The organism is Mycobacterium sp. (assembly GCF_035314905.1).
Taxonomy (GTDB): Bacteria; Actinomycetota; Actinomycetes; order Mycobacteriales; family Mycobacteriaceae; genus Mycobacterium.
In genome coordinates, this window is record NZ_DATFYW010000003.1 from 1 (window position 1) to 18190 (window position 18190).

Annotated in this window: 13 protein-coding genes and 2 pseudogenes; 7 read left to right on the plus strand and 8 right to left on the minus strand. The window is 65.8% G+C overall.

All coding sequences use genetic code 11. The annotated features are described in order from the left end of the window. Together VKG81_RS00100 and VKG81_RS00105 are read left to right on the plus strand one after the other, a co-directional pair. Positions 1 to 229: hypothetical protein (locus tag VKG81_RS00100; RefSeq protein ID WP_324388806.1), on the plus strand; the 229-nt coding region annotated here is incomplete at its 5' end. A 357-nt stretch (positions 230 to 586) separates the two neighbouring features. After that, a complete protein-coding gene (locus VKG81_RS00105; protein WP_324388807.1) occupies positions 587 to 2068 on the plus strand; it encodes a wax ester/triacylglycerol synthase family O-acyltransferase in 1482 nt (493 codons plus the stop codon). 447 nt (positions 2069 to 2515) lie between these two features. Here VKG81_RS00105 and glgX read toward each other — a convergent pair whose 3' ends face one another. From glgX to VKG81_RS00135, 5 genes are all read right to left on the minus strand, one after another. After that, positions 2516 to 4681 carry a glycogen debranching protein GlgX gene (gene glgX / locus VKG81_RS00110; protein ID WP_324388808.1) on the minus strand — a complete coding sequence of 722 codons (2166 nt, stop codon included), beginning with the start codon at positions 4679 to 4681 and terminating at the stop codon, positions 2516 to 2518. A 290-nt stretch (positions 4682 to 4971) separates the two neighbouring features. After that, entirely contained in the window at positions 4972 to 5952 is a 981-nt protein-coding gene (locus tag VKG81_RS00115) for an NAD-dependent epimerase/dehydratase family protein (RefSeq protein ID WP_324388809.1), read from the minus strand. 291 nt (positions 5953 to 6243) lie between these two features. After that, entirely contained in the window at positions 6244 to 7131 is an 888-nt protein-coding gene (locus tag VKG81_RS00120) for a 3-oxoacyl-ACP synthase (protein WP_324388810.1), read from the minus strand. Next, positions 7115 to 8230, minus strand: coding sequence for a 3-oxoacyl-ACP synthase III family protein (locus VKG81_RS00125; RefSeq protein WP_414685099.1), 1116 nt, complete (start codon positions 8228 to 8230; stop codon positions 7115 to 7117). The genes VKG81_RS00120 and VKG81_RS00125 overlap by 17 nt, the downstream gene beginning before the upstream one ends. Positions 8231 to 9185: 955 nt before the next feature. Continuing rightward, positions 9186 to 9761 (minus strand): DUF4238 domain-containing protein, encoded by a 576-nt coding sequence (locus VKG81_RS00135; RefSeq protein WP_324388811.1) that lies wholly within the window; start codon positions 9759 to 9761, stop codon positions 9186 to 9188. A gap of 237 nt (positions 9762 to 9998) precedes the next feature. Between VKG81_RS00135 and VKG81_RS00140 the strand changes: the two are divergent. Next, a pseudogene (locus tag VKG81_RS00140) lies at positions 9999 to 10226 on the plus strand (poly(3-hydroxyalkanoate) depolymerase); the annotation flags it as partial. Positions 10227 to 10268: 42 nt separating this feature from the next. Here VKG81_RS00140 and VKG81_RS00145 read toward each other — a convergent pair. From VKG81_RS00145 to VKG81_RS00155, 3 genes and pseudogenes are all read right to left on the minus strand, one after another. Further along, positions 10269 to 11726, minus strand: coding sequence for a wax ester/triacylglycerol synthase family O-acyltransferase (locus tag VKG81_RS00145; protein ID WP_324388812.1), 1458 nt, complete (start codon positions 11724 to 11726; stop codon positions 10269 to 10271). Positions 11727 to 11857: 131 nt separating this feature from the next. Beyond that, positions 11858 to 12037 (minus strand): hypothetical protein, encoded by a 180-nt coding sequence (locus tag VKG81_RS00150; RefSeq protein ID WP_324388813.1) that lies wholly within the window; start codon positions 12035 to 12037, stop codon positions 11858 to 11860. Positions 12038 to 12063: 26 nt separating this feature from the next. After that, positions 12064 to 12346, minus strand: a pseudogene (locus VKG81_RS00155) (glycerol acyltransferase); the annotation flags it as partial. Here VKG81_RS00155 and VKG81_RS00160 point away from each other — a divergent pair. The 4 genes from VKG81_RS00160 (at position 12332) to VKG81_RS00175 (ending at position 18185) form a co-directional block, all read left to right on the plus strand. Then, positions 12332 to 13036, plus strand: coding sequence for a hypothetical protein (locus tag VKG81_RS00160; RefSeq protein ID WP_324388814.1), 705 nt, complete (start codon positions 12332 to 12334; stop codon positions 13034 to 13036). The pseudogene VKG81_RS00155 and the gene VKG81_RS00160 overlap by 15 nt on opposite strands. Before the next feature lie 512 nt (positions 13037 to 13548). Further along, entirely contained in the window at positions 13549 to 15042 is a 1494-nt protein-coding gene (locus VKG81_RS00165) for an arylsulfatase (protein WP_324388815.1), read from the plus strand. Positions 15043 to 15178: 136 nt separating this feature from the next. Beyond that, positions 15179 to 17506 carry an arylsulfatase gene (locus tag VKG81_RS00170; protein ID WP_324388816.1) on the plus strand — a complete coding sequence of 776 codons (2328 nt, stop codon included), beginning with the start codon at positions 15179 to 15181 and terminating at the stop codon, positions 17504 to 17506. Between the two features lies 1 nt (position 17507). Further along, on the plus strand, positions 17508 to 18185 hold the full coding sequence (locus VKG81_RS00175; protein WP_324388817.1) for a GAP family protein: 678 nt from the start codon (positions 17508 to 17510) through the stop codon (positions 18183 to 18185). The last annotated feature ends 5 nt before the right edge of the window (positions 18186 to 18190 follow it).

Sequence of the window (18190 nt, forward strand, 5' to 3'; positions counted from 1 at the left end):
TGCGGCTGAATTGCGGAATCTGGTAGGCACACTGGCGCGGTGGGATCGCTGGTGGTCGGGACGCATAACGGTGCGAGCGAGCTTAGCGATCGTTAACGACCTTCCTTACATAAAACCAGGAGGCATTATGGCTACCTCCATGCAGACCATAAAATTGGATGGCGTCGGCCCAGTCGATGTCACCTTCGTTGACCGCGGCGAAGGTCGACCGTTCGTGCTGTCATGGTGAGCCGCATTTTGCGGTTGAGCTGGCGATGGTGTTACTTGATTGACTTCATCAGGCTCGCGACATCCGTGTACTCGTGAAGACTGGAAATATCCCGTTCGCATCGATCTGATAGATCATGCACACCGGCACATGGTATTTGCGTCCGACGAGGGTGCCGGGGTCCGCAGGAAACTTCCACTTGGAGTGGGCCGCGAAATCGACGACTCCCGGGGCCACGGTGCCTTGATTGATGAGCCGGGTCGGCGAACTCGGAGGAGGCGATTGCTCCAAAGGTCCCCTGCGGTGGTGACCTCCGCCTCTGCTCGGGGTCCCACGGCGGGGTCGATAGTCGGATTGCGACGTGTGCGGAGGTGGCGAGTGGAGCACCTGACAGGCCTTGACGCCAGCTTTTTGGAAGCCGAGGATTCCGACCCGCATGTCAGTCTTGCGATCGGCGCCGTGTCGGTGATTGAAGGGCCGCTGCCCGACGATAATGCTCTCGTTTCGGTATTGAGGCATCGCATGCTGACCATCCCCCGGTGCCGGCAGGTCCTGCGCACGCACCCGCTCGGTGTTGGTGCGCCGGAGTGGGTGGAAGATGCCAACCTCGACCTGTCCCATCATCTGCGCCGCGTAGCGGTTCCGCATCCCGGCGATGACCACGCGTTGTTCCGGCTGGTCGCCTACATTATGGAGCGGCGCCTGGCCCGGGATTACCCGTTGTGGGAGTGCTGGATTATCGAAGGACTCGCCGACAACCAGTGGGCCATCCTGACCAAGATGCACCACAGCATGGCCGACGGGATCGCCGCGATGCAGGTGCTCAGCGCCATGACCGACGACGGCGGAGGGGACACCTTCGCTACCGCGATCCGCGCGTCCGCCGAGCCCAACCGGGCCGGGATTGCGCTGCCGAGGCTCACCTGGAACCCGCTGGCATGGATGCAGGGGGCCTGGCACGACTCGACCGCGGTGGCCAATGCCGCTGCGCGGGCAATCAACGTTGCGGCGGGAATCGTCGGCGGGCTGATTCGTCCGGCGGCCGCGTCATCGTTTATCGGGTCGGTCACCACGATGCGTCGGTACAGCGTCGCACGGGTCTCCCTCGACGACGTTACGCAGGTGTGCCACGCCTACGATGTGACGATCAACGATGTCGCGCTGGCTGTCATCACCGCCAGTCTCCGCGAGGCACTCATCCGCCGCGGCGAGCAGCCCAAGCCGAATTCGGTCCGCACCCTGGTGCCAGTGTCGGTGCGCTCCAACGCCACTATGGGCGAGGCCCACAACCTGGTGTCGGCGATGCTGGTCTACCTGCCAGTCGACGCGGCAGACCCGGTCGAGCAGCTGGCCAGCGTGCACACGCGATTGAGCAAAGCCAAGGTCGGCGGACAACGCCAGGCCGCAAGCCTGATTGCCACCGCGGCGGATTACATCCCGTTCGCCGTGAGCGTCAGGGCGGTTCGCGCGCTAACCCGATTGCCGCAACGCTCTATTGTCACGGTGACTACGAATGTCCCCGGTCCCCGGCAGCCGGTGCGGGTGATGGGCCGCACGGTTCTTCGGGTGATGCCGGTTGTACCGATAGCGCTACAAGTCCGAATAGGGATCGCCGTATTGAGCTACGCCAGCGATCTTTCGTTCGGCATCACCGCTGACTATGACACCGCACCCGATGTGGACAAACTGGCCGAGGGCATTGAATCCGGGTTGGCGCGTCTGGTGGCGAGCAACAAACGCCCGCGGCGTTCGAGTGGGGGAACGAAGCGGAAGGGTGCGGCCAAGACCACGCCGCGGCGCTCCCGGTCATCGACGACCACGGAGGGAGAAGGCGACCAGGCGCGGCACCGCCGCCGATGAAACCGGGGCAGCGCGCGCCGGCCGAGTTCAACCGAGGGCCGAACATCTCGAGGCCGCAGTTAGGTAGGCGTGGTGCCAGTCCACATGGCCAACACCGGCTTGCCGCATGGACCGGCATTGCTCGGCACCTTCCTGGAGAAGAACGTCCGGCTGTACTCGGTCGACGCACCGGCCGCCTGGCGTTGTCTTCCTCAGCCATTGATGACCGGCTCGACGGTGGTCGCCGCGGGTAGCTGCCCAGTGACCACCGACGTGGGCTCCACGAACAGCCGAGCTGATTGGCTTCCGGACGGTCTGCCGGCATTCCCTGGGGGTTGGCGGCCTGGGCGACCGGCCGCCGGACCAGGTGGCCTGCAACGACGGTGTGCCAGCTGGATTGGGCCTGCCGGTTAGGGCCACGAAACCTCGACGACCGGTACCGCGCTGACGTCGCGGCGACTATGTAGCTCAAGGGGACGACACGCCGGAAGGACGCCGCACAGTCGCGGCCGAGTAGCCCACATCGCAGCATGCCGGGGCGTGCTGGGTGTCGGTGGCGTCGTCGAGGTCGGCGCACAGAAAGACCACCGAGTGGGCGTCGACCCGGTAGGTGGCGCCGCGGACTGGTGGTGCGCTGTGGAGACCGGCGACGTCGTCAGGGGAATCGAGGGCGGTGTCGGCGACGCGGCGCCATGGCAGCGTTGGTCTGGCGGCGGGGGGAAGCTCGAAGTCGAGGGGACGCTCATAGCTGTTGAGGATCAGGTGGACCATCCGCGTCCCGACCACGCTTCTGACGGTGACCGCCAGTGTGTGGGAGCCTTCCGACCAGTCCGGCCGGTGCAGTTGAACGCCTTGGAACTCGACCAGCGAGCGGGTCAGGAACTCCCGCAGCGACAGCCCGTGCACGACTCGGGTCATGTCCAGCTCGAGCCGAACGTCGATCAGTCCCCGTACGAACCGGCGGATCTCGGCGTAGCGATCCGTCAGTGACCAGTCGAACCAGCTGATCTCGTTGTCCTGGCAGTAGGGGTTGTTGTTGCCCAACTGGGTGCGGCGAACCTCGTCGCCCATGCCGATCATGGGCACACCCATGGAGATCAAGGTGATGGCGAGAAGGTTCTTCACCAACCGGGTGCGCATGGCATCGATCGCAGAGTCATCGGATGGCCCTTCGACGCCACAATTGGCGGAGTAGTTGTCGTCGGTGCCGTCCTTGTTGTTCGACAGGTTGGCCTGGTTGTGCTTGTGCGCGTAGCAGACCAGGTCGTTCAGCGTGAATCCGTCGTGGCAGGCGACGAAGTTGATGCTGTGCTCGACCTCGGCGGGTCGGCGGCCGAACAGGTCGGGGCTGGCCAGCAGGCGGTTTGGAAGCAGTGCCACGGTGCCGGTGTCACCGCGGACAAAGCGGCGGATATCGTCACGGAACTTGCCGTTCCACTCGCGGAAACGGTCGCCGACGAACGTCCCGAGTTGGTAGAGGCCCGCGACGTCCCAGGCCTCGGCGATCAGCTTGGTGCCGGCCAGGACGGGGTCGCTCTCGATCTCCCAGATGATCGGTGGGTTGGCCATCGGAACGCCGGCGGCGTCTCGTGCCATGGCCGAGGCGAGGTCGAAGCGGAAGCCGTCCACGTGCATCTGGTCCACCCAGTGATGCAGGGCGTCAACGGTCATCCGCCGCACCACGGAGTGGTTGGCGTTGATGGTGTTCGCGCAACCGGTGTAGTCGAGATATCTCGCCTGGTTTGCCGGGTCAAGCAGGTAGTAGGCCCGGTTGTCGAGCCCCCGCCAACAGAACGTGGGTCCGTTGGCACCGCCCTCGGCCGTGTGGTTGAAGACCACATCCAGGATCACTTCGATGCCGGCCCGGTGCAGCTGTTTGACCATGGTGCGAAACTCGTCCAGGGCACCCAGCGGATCACCGGCGCGGGCGTAGGCCGGGTGCGGGGCAAAGAACGACACCGGGCTGTAGCCCCAGTAGTTGACCAGCTCCGGCGGCGCGTCCTGCGGGTCGAATGCCTGCACCGGCATAAGTTCCACCGCAGTGATCCCCAGGGAGCGCAGGTAGGGGATTTTGGCCACCAGCCCGGCATAGGTGCCGGCCAGGCGGCGATCCACCCCGCTGCTGGGATGCGCGGTGAAGCCGCGAACATGAAGCTCGTAGATGATCGTGCGCGCAAACGGCCGCCCCAGAGGAACGTCGCCTTCCCACTCATATGCCGACAGATCGGCGACCACGCTTTTCATCGCCGTGCGCGGATCCCTGCCCGGCCGCGCGCCGGCCCACCGGTCGTAGCCGGCCGGCACCGCCACCGCGACGCCATAAGGATCAAGAAGCGGCGCAGACGCGTCGTGCCGCAACCCGGCGCCCGGATCGAAAGCGCCGTGGACGCGCCAGGCATAGATCTGTCCCGGCCCCACGTCGGGCACCAGCACATGCCAGAAATATGACGTCCGGTTCCGCAGGCGGTCGAGCGGGATTATGCGGGACGGGGCCGCGTCATCGACATCATCGAAGAGCAGCAGATCGACCTGCGCAGCTGTGCGCGACCACACCGAAAAGTTGGTGCCACCGTCTACACGACGGGCACCCAGCGGATAGGCGCGACCCGCGGCCACACTCCCACCGAGGTCCATGCCCTCCATTGTGGGCCGAGACGGGTCCACAAAGCCGCGCGTCATGCATGACCAGCCCGCTTTTCATTGAAACGGTGCGAGCTGTGGCTCCACCTGGGGGACCTGCCGAATGGTCTTGACTACCGTGTCGGGGTTGAGGCTCATCGAGTCGACGCCCACCCGGACGAGGAACTCGGCCATGTCCGGGTAATCCGACGGCGCCTGTCACCACGAGCAGCCAACGCGTGCCAGATCGCGCGGGCGCCCCGCTGCAACCGATACCCGACTAAGGGTGACCTCCGCTGAACGGGTTATACGGCCTGCGCGAGGGCCTGCAGCGTTTCCGCCGAGGTGTATTTCGGCTTCCAGCCCAACTGGGTCTGGGCCTTGCTGGTGTCCATCACGACCGACGTCCGCGCGATGTGCAGCCATTCCAGGGCCGACGGGACGAACGGGGTGTGCGCGATGACCGCCGACGCGACGGTCGCGGCGATGGCCGGTACTCGCACCGGCTGCCCGCCCAGCGCGGTGACGACTTGCGAGAGGCTGACCTCGCCGTCACCGGCGATGTTGTATGCGCCCGGCGGAGCGTCGGTGGTCGCGGCTAACGCAATCGCGGCGGCGACGTCGTCATGGTGCACCAGCTGCAGCGGAAATCCGGGGTCGGCGACGGGCATCTTGAGCAGGGGAACCGCGCGGGTGGTCGACTGCACCACCCCGGGCAGGTGCCGCCACGGCATCGCGTCGGCCAGCGCGGGCGCTTTGGGCCCCGCGACGATGCACGGCCGAAGGATGAACACCTCCAGCGACGATCCCTTGGTGATCTCGGCCAGCTCGGCCTCGCACGCGGCTTTCTGTTCGGAGTAGTAGTGTTCCGGCGACCCGCGGGGCGGGATGTCCTCGGTGAGCGGGACCGGATTGTCCGAGTGGTAGCCGTAGGCCGCCACCGACGACGTGTAGACCAAGCGGCTGGGCCGCTCGGCGGCCACCGTCGCCTCGAATACGTTGCGGGCGCCGGCCAGGTTGACCCGCGCGCTTTCCTCGCGCGATCCGAAGATTATGAACGCGAGATGGATCACCACATCGGCGTCTGCGACCAGTTCGTCGACCGCTTGCCGGTCCAAGATGTCGCCTTGCCGATACGTGGTCTTGGTCCACCCGAGTGCGGAGGGGTCGAACGGGCGGCGCGCCATGCCGACGATCCGGTCTACCGCGGGGTCCTGCTCCAGCGCCGTCAAGGCGGAGATTCCGATCTCGCCGGTCGGTCCGGTGACGGCCACGGTGACTCCCATTCCGCCCATCTTGCCCTACCCCTCACATGCCCAACCGAAAACCGTCACACGTTGTGCTTGGCGTTCAACTGAGAAGCATCTAAAGCGGCACCGTTACGTGTAGAGCGCCGCAAGCAGATCGACGAACTCCGGGAGGACGACTTTGCGTCGTAGCGTCATGCTCGTTGTGAGGTCCCCGGCCTCGATGGACAGCTCGCGGTCGATGATCGCGAATTTTCTTGACTTGCTCCCAGCGAGTTGAGAGCCTGGCGACGTTCGCGCCCGGAGCGCGGCTGCGGCTTCACACATTGATCATCCCCGGTAGAGGGCGACCACGACGGTGATCCCCGCGCCCACGGAGACGAACAGCGCCGTCGGCCCCACTTCGAGTCGGATCGACTCCAGCGCCACAGCCAGCGCGGCCGTGTGCGCGCCGGCGAGGGCTTGCGAAGGCGACGCGACCCGCGCGGCGGACACGCCCAGCCGCTTCGCCAGTGCGGCGGCGAACCCCGGAACCGACGCCGTCGCGACGAGCAAGTCGACCTCGCCCAGATCAAGCACGCTGGCCGCCGCCAGCTCCCGGACGGTCGACTCGGCGCACTCCAGCGCCCGATCGGCGTAGGACTCGGCGATCTCAACCGTAAGGACGTTTCGCCCCTGATCGCTGCGCCCCGGCCGGGTGTCTTCCTGCCAGGCCACACTGCTCTGAAACAGCCCGGCGAATTCGGGGAACGTCACGCACCGGAACGCCGTGAACCCAGCACGGGAATCATCCGCGCTCAACAGCACCGCGCCCCCGACCGCGGGAAAGCCGAACCCTTCAGAAACCCCCGGGTCCGGGTCAATGTCGCTCGCGACCACCAACCCCAGCTCGACCGTTCCCGACGCGAGCAGGCCATCGACCAGTTCAATGCCCGACAACATGCCACACCCCCCGTTGCGGACGTCAAAGGAGAACGTTCCCTGACCCGCGCCGGGCTGCTGCTCGGGGTTCGCGCCAATGTCCTCCTGGATCAACGACGCGACCGCCGGCTCGCTGATGCCCCTGTCGTTGTAGACGCCGGCGTTGATGAGCAGGTCCACGTCGTCCGCAGTCCGCTTCGCGCGCTCCAGACACAACCGGGCGGCCGCATCGGCAAGCCCCAACGCCCCCAACGACCCGCCCTCCGCGGTCGCGGTCGCCTCAATGATCGTGCCCATAGCGCCCCACCAGCTGATCGACCTTGAAGATCACGATGCCCACCTCCAGACCCGAAGCCAGCGAGAGCAGCAAGACCCTGTCCTGCGGGGCGAAGCGGCCCTCCTTCAGATACTTGTGCAGCGCGACGAAATGCGTCGTCGATGCCGTGTTGCCCAACTCGTCGACGGTGATCACCACGTGCTTCGGCGTTGAACCGAAACCCTCCGAGAACCCCGCCATCGCCTTCCTGATCGCCCGCGCCGAGGTCTGATGCGGGATCAGATAGTCGATCTCGTCGAACTTGAGCCCAACCTGATCGAGCACCTCCCGAAGCAACGGGGCCGCGTCCTCGATCGCGACATTCTGGATCTCGCGGGCATCGGTATGCATCGTCACCCCGGGACCAATCGTGGCCGGGAACGCCACACACAAGCGACTGTGCTGCGAGAGCGTGGTAAACCCCGCCACCTCGATCCCCGCAGCGCCCTGCGGCGCCCGCTCGACAATCGCGGCGGCGCCGGCGTCCCCGAGCGTCAGCCCGGCGAGCTGGTCGTCCATCACCGTGCGGATCTCCTGCGCGGCATTGCGTCCCAGCTCTGAGATGTACTCGCCACTGACGACCATTCCCCGCCGGATCCGGCCCTGCCGAACCAGGTCGTTGAGAATGAACACGCCGGTCATCATCCCCGCACACGCGTTGGAGATGTCGAGGCCGATCGCGCGCTCGGCGCCTAGAGCAGCCTTCAGCGACACGTTCACCGGCGGCTCGAGCTGCACCCGCAGGCCACCGACGTGGCGGCTGATACTCGACACGATCAGCATGTCCAGGTCCGCCGCAGCACAATCCGCGTGCGCCAACGCGTCGCGGGCCGCACCGAGCGCGAGCGTGTAAGAATCCTCGCCCGCGCCGACGATACGGCGCTCGCGCACACCCGTCAGCCGCTCGAGCTCGATATCGGTCCGATACTTCGTGCCCGCCATCAACTCATCACTACTTAACCGCCGCTCAGGAAGCGACGCACCGATCGCCGCGAACCGGCTCATGTACGGCTCACCACCGGGCGAGCCATCGGCCCCGCCCTCCAACGCCATCCAATGCTCACTGCCGCCTACCGACATATGCCGCTCCTACCTGTTCCTACCAAGCCACGCTAGCCCTCCAATCGTGCTGCCGTCGCGGGGTTCGGCCGCTTTGTCTGGTAATTGCGTCCCAGACACTCCATCGCGACAAGGAAGCGGCGAACCCTAGGCGGAGTGACCCTCAAGGGCTTGCGTTTCCGCCGTCGCTGGTCACCCGCGACACCATCGGACAGGCCGAGGGAATTAATCATGGAGCGCTACGGGATCGGACCGGTCCACGTGTTCGAGATGGCGCGAAAGCTGTCGCAAGACTCCACTGTGCCGCTGACCCAGGTCGGCGCCGAAGTAATTGCGAATAAACAGAATTCGCCGAGTTAGGGCCCCAAACTGGTAAGCGGCGGCGAGCGCCGCCAGGGTTTGGGCGGAGGTGTACTTCGGGCTCCAGCCCAGCTCGGACTTCGCCTTGCCGGTGTCCAGGGCGGACGGGCCGTCCGCGTACCCCATGTCGCTGCGAGCCCGGCGTCGGCGGTTATTTCGCGGCTGCCGTTCGAGCCGTTTGCACTCGAGCGGTTACACGTCGGACGGACCTCGGTCGTCGGCGCGTCAGAGGAGCTGCGTGGGCGTAGCGTCACGGCTGCAGAGCTTCGTGGGGGAATTGACAATTACCAGCAGAGAAAACCTAGTTTTACTAACCAAATTCTCATCTTTGTGTCGGATCCGACATTTGTACGGCATCAATATGAGAATTCCGACACGAAGAATGAGAACCTACATCATGTAGGCACCGAGACGCACACGCATGTCTACGCCGGCTGATCAGCCGAATGCATCACTGCTACGCCACCCTTTCGTCACTGTGACGACTTGTGCAATCGGCCTACGGAAAGCTCCCCGTGGCCTGCCAATACACATTGTTCCTACCTGGCACTGGCCGCTGAATCTGCGTCTCGCAATCCTTTGGAGAAAGGTCGTCTGAAGTTGAGACACCGCAGCGCTACTCGAAGTAGGTATGGATGATGTCACCCATTGGATATGACTGTCCATTGCCAACGTTGTAGTAGGCCGGCCCCTGCCTGAACCGGATACGCGGAGGTCGCTCCGATAGGTCGATCGACTCCAGCCGCGCACGCGCGTCCGGTGTCGCGACCACGAAATGTTGGCAGCGTCGACCGATCTCGTTATTGACTGCTTGGTATCGGTGGTCGGCAGATCGCGGAGGAGTCCCAGCTTTCGCTGAGGTCACGAGTAGTAACGCTCGGGGAGTGAGTGGAAATCTGACTTCATCAGCAGCCTCGATACCGACGCCACCGGGAGGAGCCTCGGGATCCGGGTGTCGCCAAGCAGAGACCGGTCGATCGTTGGTCATGAGGACGGGCCTGTTGTAGCGATGCACGCGCCAGTTCATCGCTTCCAAACGCGGTGCCACCGACCTGACCGCGACCTCCACGGACACCGCCATGACCTCATCGAGGGTCGGGATATCAGGAGCTCCATTGATGAAGTCTGTAGCCGCCTCGACCTCGTTGTCCTCGGGCTGACGTCCTTCTAGAGCCAGCAGGTACTGTTTCACCGCCTCGTGCGGGATCGGCCGTTGATTCGTCGTAGCTGCGACTTTGGCAGCGAAGCTCAGTCCCTCAGTGGTGATCAGCGTGCGATTGAGTTGAATCGCCGTGTAACGGCGAGCAAGCTACGCCGCTGACCTGACAGGTCACCGCGCTCGGTGAGCTCAGCACAGCGGGAGGTCCATTTCCGCTTCGATCTGGCTGAACATCTCTTCGCGGGCCTGCGCTTCTTTGCCTGTGCCAAGCTAGCCGGTTCGGTCTGGACGAGCATCTTCGCTCTGCGGTTGATCCGGCAACAGACGTTGATCATCGCCGGCCTCGACGACCCCATCATCCCCCTGGCGAATGCCAGGATTCTGCATCGGCTGCTGCCCAATTCGACCTTCCACCTTCACTCCGGCGGACACGTGGATCTGATTACCAACGCCGCCGAGCTCGCGCCGGTGATCGAGATGTTCAGAACCATGGGGTGAAAAGAGCGAACGTCGGTGCGTCCGAGTCGGCACCGAGCCGGGCTATGCCGAGGTCCTCGCGCCGGACGTCAGCTCAGCGAAGGAAGCGTCCATGCAATCCGCGTAGTGCTCGATATCCGGCAGCGGCAGCACGGCCGGACAGCCGTTGATGCTGACGAGCACGCGTCCGCAATAGCTGATCACGTTGTGGATCAGCCCGCCACCTTGGGTGAACGGCGACAATGCGTAGCCGGCGATCATCCGAGCGCCGAGGAGGTAGATCGGGAACTGCGGGCCGCGCATTGTGGACACGTAGGTGTTCACACCCGCAATCCGCGAAAGGTTGACGTACTTGCCGAGGTTTATCGCCATCCCGACACGGAGCGCTGCGACGAGCAGCCAGCCCGGCAGGAACTCGGCGTACTCGACGAGCGCGCCTGGGCCCAATTCCTCGTTGAGGGCCTTCGACCGGGCGCTCGACTCGTGCACGGCCCGCAGCCGGGCAACCGGGTCGGCGATGTCCGTGCCGAGCGACACGCGAACCACCGCAATCTGATTCGCCCCGCGCTGGCGGTCGGGGTCGGTGTGCTCCGCGATCGCCATGACCGTCACCACCGGAGATTCGGGTAGCTCGCCCTTCTCCAGTAGATACCGGCGCAGAGCGCCCCCGATGACCGTGAGAACGACGTCGTTGACAGTGGCTCCCGGGACGAGCGTGCGTGCCGCCGACACCGCGGCCAGGTCGTAGGAGCGTGCGTCAAAGTTGCGGCGGCTGTCGGTGTTCTGGTTGAACGGGGTGGGCGGAGCGTCCCCGAAAAGCCCATGCTCGTGACCGATCGGCATCAGCCGGGTCATCGCTGCGGGAAGCCGGGTCAGTAAGGGAATGCTGTGTCTTGCCGCGGAGACCAGTTGTGCCGGCCGACGGGCGTAGGTGATCAGCGTGCGGGCGAGCAGGTTCAGCGATGACGGATGTGGTTCTGGGGTCCAATCGTCCACGGGCCCCGGCGCGGTGTCGGGGGTCAGGTCGTGAAGCGCGTTGACGATGCCCAAGTCTGTCACCCCGTCGGCCGCCGAATGATGCATCTTGAAGCCAACGGCGAAGGCGCCTTTCGGCACTCCCTGGATCGTGCCGAGCCCCTCGATGAAGTAGCCCTCCCATGGCGGCCGGCGCAGATCCATCCGCTGAGCGTGCAGCTGCGACACCTGGTCGCACAGCTGCCGCCAGCCACCGGGGCTCGCCAATGTCAGGTGGTGCAGGTGCCTGCTCAGCTCGAAGTTCTCGTCGCGCACCCAGTACGGGTGATCCAGATCCAACGGGACGCGGGCAAGCACCGAGCGAAAAATACGGTCCGCGCCGGGGTCCGCGCCGAGTCGGGAGCCGACATGCGCGGCGACATCGTCGAAGGTGACGGTGCCGCCCGCAGCCGTCGACGGATCGTAGATCGCGAAGAAGGTCACGTGCGCCGCGCCGGCGGTCTCGGCGTACACGAATGCGGCATCGAGGCCGCTCAGTTGCTCCACTCTGAGCCTCCGGTGATCAGTCAAGTCCGGCCAAGACCTATCCGCCCCGAATGCCCGGGCAGATCGTTGACCCGTCTCACCTCACTTTCTACTTCTTGTTCGTGCGTTTGTTTCCGGGATTATCAATAAAGTTACTGAGGGGGCAGCAGGGCGCACAGCCGTGAGTAGACGATCTTGGCGGCCCGCGCCGGCATGAGCCGCGATAGCTTGTCCATCATGATCGAGTCCGACCCGATAAAGACGTGATATGACTTCTTCTCGATTCCGCGAAGGATCTTCTCGGCGGCCACCGGGGACGGGGTCGCCTTCATCTCCCTGATCTCCTTGGGCAGCGGGGGCCGCCAAAATCGATGACGTTCTCCGACACGGTCGGCCGGTAGACGTCGTACTCACCGCCCGGGAAGACGAGGACCACGCCGCCGGCCGCCAGCGCCTTCGCGGCGTTGTCACGGGTGGTGGATGGAGCCGATGCGCGGCAACCACTGAGCGGCCGGGCCGCGGAACATGACGTCGTGGGTGAGGGCGTAGATCGGCCGGTCGTAGCCGAACTTGTCGTAGAAGTCGACAGCGAACACCTCCCAATCCACCGAGAACTGGCCGCCGGAGTGATTCAACACCACGTTCGGTGGCGGCAGCGTGGTCGCCCGTCGTCGGCCGACTTCATCGCCTCCTGCGCCAGCTACGGCGAGGACCGCTTCGACTTGCGGCCGCTGCGGCCGCAGCTGCGGCTGGAGATCCAGTACGCGCTTCAATGCCGGGTCGACGCGAACCGAACCCGGACCACACCGCGATCGATCAAGCCCCTGCTGGATTACTTGTCGGCAAGCGGAGTCGAGTCGCTGCTGGACCGTCCGCTCGACGACTGGCTGGCCGGACTGCCGGCCACGGCCGCGCTCCACACGCCGCGCGCGTTCCTCGGTTACGTGATCGAGTGCCTGCTCGACCTGCGCGACGGGACCGGCTGGGACAGCGAATACCAGCGTGACGTGTGGCGGCTACGGCGGCTCGGTGTCGCCGGCCACGACGGTGCCCGCCTGGATTTCACCGCGGTGCAACCACTGTGGCTGCGAGAGCTGGCCAAACGATGGTGCCGCTGGCGAAAGTCGTGCGGAATCGGGCTGGGACAGCTGCGCCGGGATCGCATCGCACTCGTGCGGCTGTCGCGGCTGACACCGGGGCTGGCGAGCTCGCCCGGCCCGACTGCGCTCGACCGGGCAGCGCTGGAGGCCTACCTGGCCGGACTGGCGGTCGAAATCCCCTCACCCGAAGACCCGGCGCACCGACATCGGCTAGGATCCGCGGGTCGGTAATCCGGTCGAGGTTGGGGGGGCTTTCGAGCTGGTGCATCACGAATTCGGGAATCGCCCGGGGTGCTGGGGGTTCGACGCGACGAGGATGGTCACTGGGATACAGCTGTGCCTCGGCGGGCAGCGACGTCCAGCGGTGCTGGCGCACGGCATGCAGAAAGCCGGTCACGCACACCGGGTGGGCGAGAGTCGGCGAGGAGTTATCCGGGTTGAAGCGCCGGTTCCGAACGGCGTCTACGCCGCAGGACTACCGGGATGTCGGCAACCGCAGTCGTCGCCTGTGTACGACCGAAGTCGACACCTGCGGGAGGACGGGACCGAGCCCGCCAGCCAGATCCACGGCGCGATACTTGCCGGTCGACGGGGGTCGCATCGCGACCCGACATTCTGGTGAAAGTCGATGCGGCGGCGCGAAACAGGTCTAGCGTCGCTGCTGCGGACGTCCGAAGCAACCACCGAGGCCGGCCGCGCCCCGGAGCAGCCGTCGGGGGCTTTGCGCGGCGAGAGGTCCAGGTGTGAGTGATAAGCCGAACATCCTGATCATGTGGGGCGACGACATCGGGCAGAGCAACCTCAGCTGTTACAGCAACGGCGTGATGGGGTATCGAACGCCCAACATCGACCGGGTCGCGGCGGAGGGGGCGCTGTTCACCGACTACTACGGGGAGCAGAGCTGCACCGCCGGCCGTGCGGCCTTCATCACCGGCCAGAACCCGTACCGCACCGGCCTTACCAAGGTGGGCCTGCCTGGCGCCACCCTCGGCCTGCAGGCAGCCGACCCGACGATCGCGACGGCGCTCAAGGCGCAGGGCTACGCCACCGGCCAGTTCGGCAAGAACCACCTCGGCGACCGCGACGAGCACCTGCCCACCATGCACGGCTTCGACGAGTTCTTCGGCAACCTGTATCACCTCAACGCCGAAGAGGAGCCCGAAGAAGCGGACTATCCCAAAGACCCGGAATTCCGCAAGAAGTTCGGCCCCCGCGGTGTCCTCCACACCTGGGCCAACGGCGACGGCACCCAGCGCGTCGAGGACACCGGCCCGCTGACCAAGAAGCGGATGGAGACCGTTGACGAGGAATTCCGGGACGCCGCAGTCGATTTCATCAAACGCCAGCACGAGGCGGACACGCCGTTCTTCGTGTGGTTCAACTCCACGCACATGCACTTCCGCACCCACCCCAAACCCGAGAGTGTGGGCCGCTCGGGGCGCTGGCAGTCCACCTACCACGACACGATGCTGGACCACGACGACCTCATCGGCACTCTGCTGGACACCCTCGACGATCTCGGCATCGCCGACAACACGATCGTCATGTACTCCACCGACAACGGTCCGCACATGAACTCCTGGCCTGATGCCGGGATGACCCCGTTCCGCAACGAGAAGAACTCCAACTGGGAGGGCGCCTACCGCGTCCCGGCCCTGGTGCGCTGGCCGGCGCGCATCCAGGCCGGCACGGTGCTCACCGGGATCGTCAGCCACAACGACTGGTTCGTCACGCTGCTGTCGGCGGCGGGTGTGCCCGACATCGCCGAGAAGCTGCGCACCGGAACGGATCTGAACGGCACCAGCTACAGGGTGCATCTCGACGGGCACGACCAGTTGCCCTACATCACCGGGGAGACCGACCAGAGCCCGCGCCAGCACTTCTTCTACGTCTCCGACGACGGCGACCTGACCGCGCTGCGGTACGACAACTGGAAGTTCGTGTTCCTCGAGCAGCGCTGCGTGGGCACGATGCGGATCTGGGCCGAGCCCTACACCGAGCTCCGGGTGCCGTTGATCTTCAACCTGCGCACCGACCCCTATGAGCGGGCCGAGATCACGTCGAACACCTACTACGACTGGCTGCTCTCGCATGCCTACATGCTCGTCCCGGCCCAGGCTTACGTCGGCCAGATGCTGCAGACGTTCGCCGAGTTCCCGCAACGGCAGAAGTCGGCCAGCTTCAGCCTCGAGCAGGTGATGGCCAAGCTGCAGGAGGGCGGCGGCCACAGCAGCTGAGCCGTTGACGTGCCGGCGGCCCACCGAGCTGAGGCGCCGGACCCGATGTCGGCTCGACACCGGCGTGACGGGCAGCGGCGGCTGCCCGCTTCGCGCTTACCGACGGCGGCGACGCCTCGACGAAAGCTGGTGAACGATGACCGACACGGCGACCGTTGAGGGATCGGTGCTGCCCTTCCCCCCGACACCGTCGGCGAGCACAGCCGGCTACACGCTGGCCGAGTCGACCCATCACCGCCGCGTGGAGCCCCGACACCTGCCTGAGGACGCACCGAACATCCTCATCGTGCTGCTCGATGATGTCGGGTTCGGCCTGTCCGATGTGGTGGGCGGCGAGGTAAGAACTCCGGCTTTCCGCCGTGTCGCGGAAACCGGCATCTGCTACAACACCTTTCACACCACCTCGATCTGTTCCCCGACCCGGGCGGCGCTGTTGACCGGGCGCAACCACCATCGGGTGCATTCGGGCACGATCGCCGAGCGCGCTGTCGACTGGGACGGTTACACCGGGGTGATCGGCAAGGACACCGCCACCGTCGCCGAGGTGCTGCGCCACTACGGCTACTGCACGGCGGCGTTCGGTAAGTGGCACAACTCGCCCGCCACCCAGACCACGGCGATGGGGCCGTTCGACCGCTGGCCGACCGGGCACGGCTTCGACCACTTCTACGGGTTCATCGCCGGTGAGACGTCGCAGTGGGAGCCGCGGCTGTATCAGAACCTCAATCCGATCGAGCCACCCGAGCGCGAGGGCTACCACCTCTCCGAGGACCTCGCCGACAACGCCATCTTCTGGCTGCGTCAGCACCAGGGCTTCGCCCCCGACCGCCCGTTCTTCATGTACTGGGCTCCCGGCGCCGCGCACGGACCCCACCATGTGTCCCGGGAATGGGCCGACAAGTACCAGGGCTCATTCGACGACGGTTGGGACGCCTACCGCGAGCGGGTCTTCGCCCGGCAGAAGGCCACCGGGTGGATACCCGCCGAGGCAGAGCTGACGCCGCGCGCCGAGAGCATGCAAGGCTGGGCGGACATCCCCGAGGAGCAGCGGCCGTTCCAACGGCGACTGATGGAGGTGTTCGGCGGCTTCCTCGAGCACGTCGACGTCCAGATCGACCGGATCCTCGACGAACTGGACCGCCTGGGCCACGCCGAGAACACCATGGTCATCTACATCTTCGGCGACAACGGATCCAGCGCCGAAGGCCAGCGCGGCAGCATCAGCGAACTGCTGGCCCAGAACGGCATTCCGACCACCGTCGACGATCAGCTGGCCGCACTCGAGCCGCTGGGCGGCCTGGAGGCGCTGGGATCGCCGAAAACCGACAACATGTACCACGCCGGCTGGGCGTGGGCCGGCAATACGCCGTTTCACCACACCAAGCTGGTGGCCAGCCATTTCGGCGGCACCCGCAATCCGATGGCGATCTCCTGGCCGCGCCGGATCACCCACGACGGTGTGGTCCGCGGCCAGTTCCACCACGTCAACGACATCGCGCCCACCCTCTACGAGATCCTCGGCATCACGCCGCCGGAGGTTGTCGACGGCCACGAGCAGAAGCCGCTCGACGGAGTCAGCCTGGCCTACACCTTCGACCGTGCTGACGAACCGGGCCGCAAGTCGGTGCAGTACTTCGAGAACGCCGCCAGCCGGGGCATCTACCGCGACGGCTGGTACGCGTGCGCCTTCGGGCCGTTCGTGCCTTGGGACACCGCCGGCACCGCGCAGCGGATGGCGGCGTGGAACGCCGAGACCGAGCCGTGGGAGCTCTACTACCTGCCCGAGGACTTCTCGCAAGCCAACGACCTCGCCGCAAGCCATTCGGAGAAGTTGGCGGAGCTGAAGGACCTGTTCAAAGAGGTGTCGCGGGACAACCTGGTCTGGCCGATCGGTGCTGGGTTGTGGCTGCGCACTCATCCCGAGGACCGCATCTCCTCGCCGTACACCCGATGGCGGTTCGACGCGTCATGCAGCCGGATGCCGGAGTTCACCGCACCGGGACTGGGACGCCAGGACAGCCGCGTCGAGATCGCACTCACCCTGCCCGACAACGCCTCCGGTGTGCTCTACGCCCTCGGCGGGTTCTCCGGCGGCCTGACGCTGTTCCTGGACGCGGGCTATCTGGTCTACGAGTACAACATGTTGATCGTCGACCGCTACCAGGCCCGCAGCGCCGCCCCGATCCCCGGCGGCCCGCACGTCATCACGGTCACCACCGCATTCGACTCACCGGCACCGATGGGGCCCGCCATGGTCACACTCGCCGTCGACGGCGCCGAGGTCGCGACGGTAGCGGTGGCACGCACCGTTCCCGCCGCCTTCACCGCCAGTGAAACCTTCGGCGTCGGAGTCGATCTCGGCTCTCCGGTGTCCCCCGACTACTTCGACCGCCGCCCGTTCCGGTTCACCGGAACCATCGATTACGTCGACGTCGAGGTGTTCCCGCCCGGCAAGAGCGGCTGACGTGGGATCGTTGTGGGCCAGCCTGGCTCCCTTCATCATCGCCGGCGCGCTGATGCCCGTGGAACTCGTGATCACCCTCGCCCTGCTGGGCGCGCCGGGACGGGTCCGCACCGCAGGCGCCGCGGTGAGCGGCATGGTGCTGGTCCGGCTCCTGCAAGGCCTCGTCTTCGGGATGATCCTGCACTGGGGCAGGCGCGACAACACCGCAGGCGGGCACGGCTGGGTGGTGTCCTCGGTTCTTCTGGTGGTCGCGGTGGCGTTGCTCGTCACCGCGATTCGCGAGCTGCTCGGCGGGGACGATCCCGACGACCCGCCGCCGAAATGGATGACCGCCCTGTCGTCGATGACGCCGGGCAAGGCTTTTCTGCTCGGCGCCGCGGTGATCCTGATCTCGGTCAAGCTGTGGGTGTTCACCTTCGCCGCGATCGGCGCTATCGGTGACGCGGGCATGCCGCGCAGCGCCAACATCGTCACCTACGTGGTGTTCGTAGTGCTCGGCGTCAGCACACATCTGGCGATCATCGCCGCGGCGGCGTTCTTCCCGAACAGCTCACAGGGGATTCTGGATCGCGCTCTGCGCTGGCTGCAGGACCACAACCACGCCATCATGATCGCTCTCGGGCTGGTCTTCGGCACCTGGTTCCTGGTCAAGGGGCTACACGGTTTCGGCATCATCTAAGGAGG

Bases quoted from the DNA above. Each gene is read 5' to 3' on its own strand.
- VKG81_RS00170 (WP_324388816.1), top strand. From the start codon at position 15,179: ATGACCGACACGGCGACCGTTGAGGGATCGGTGCTGCCCTTCCCCCCG.
- VKG81_RS00120 (WP_324388810.1), bottom strand. From the start codon at position 7,131: ATGGGCACGATCATTGAGGCGACCGCGACCGCGGAGGGCGGGTCGTTG.
- glgX (WP_324388808.1), bottom strand. From the start codon at position 4,681: ATGGACCTCGGTGGGAGTGTGGCCGCGGGTCGCGCCTATCCGCTGGGT.
- VKG81_RS00150 (WP_324388813.1), bottom strand. From the start codon at position 12,037: ATGAAGGCGACCCCGTCCCCGGTGGCCGCCGAGAAGATCCTTCGCGGA.
- VKG81_RS00115 (WP_324388809.1), bottom strand. From the start codon at position 5,952: ATGGGAGTCACCGTGGCCGTCACCGGACCGACCGGCGAGATCGGAATC.
- VKG81_RS00125 (WP_414685099.1), bottom strand. From the start codon at position 8,230: ATGTCGGTAGGCGGCAGTGAGCATTGGATGGCGTTGGAGGGCGGGGCC.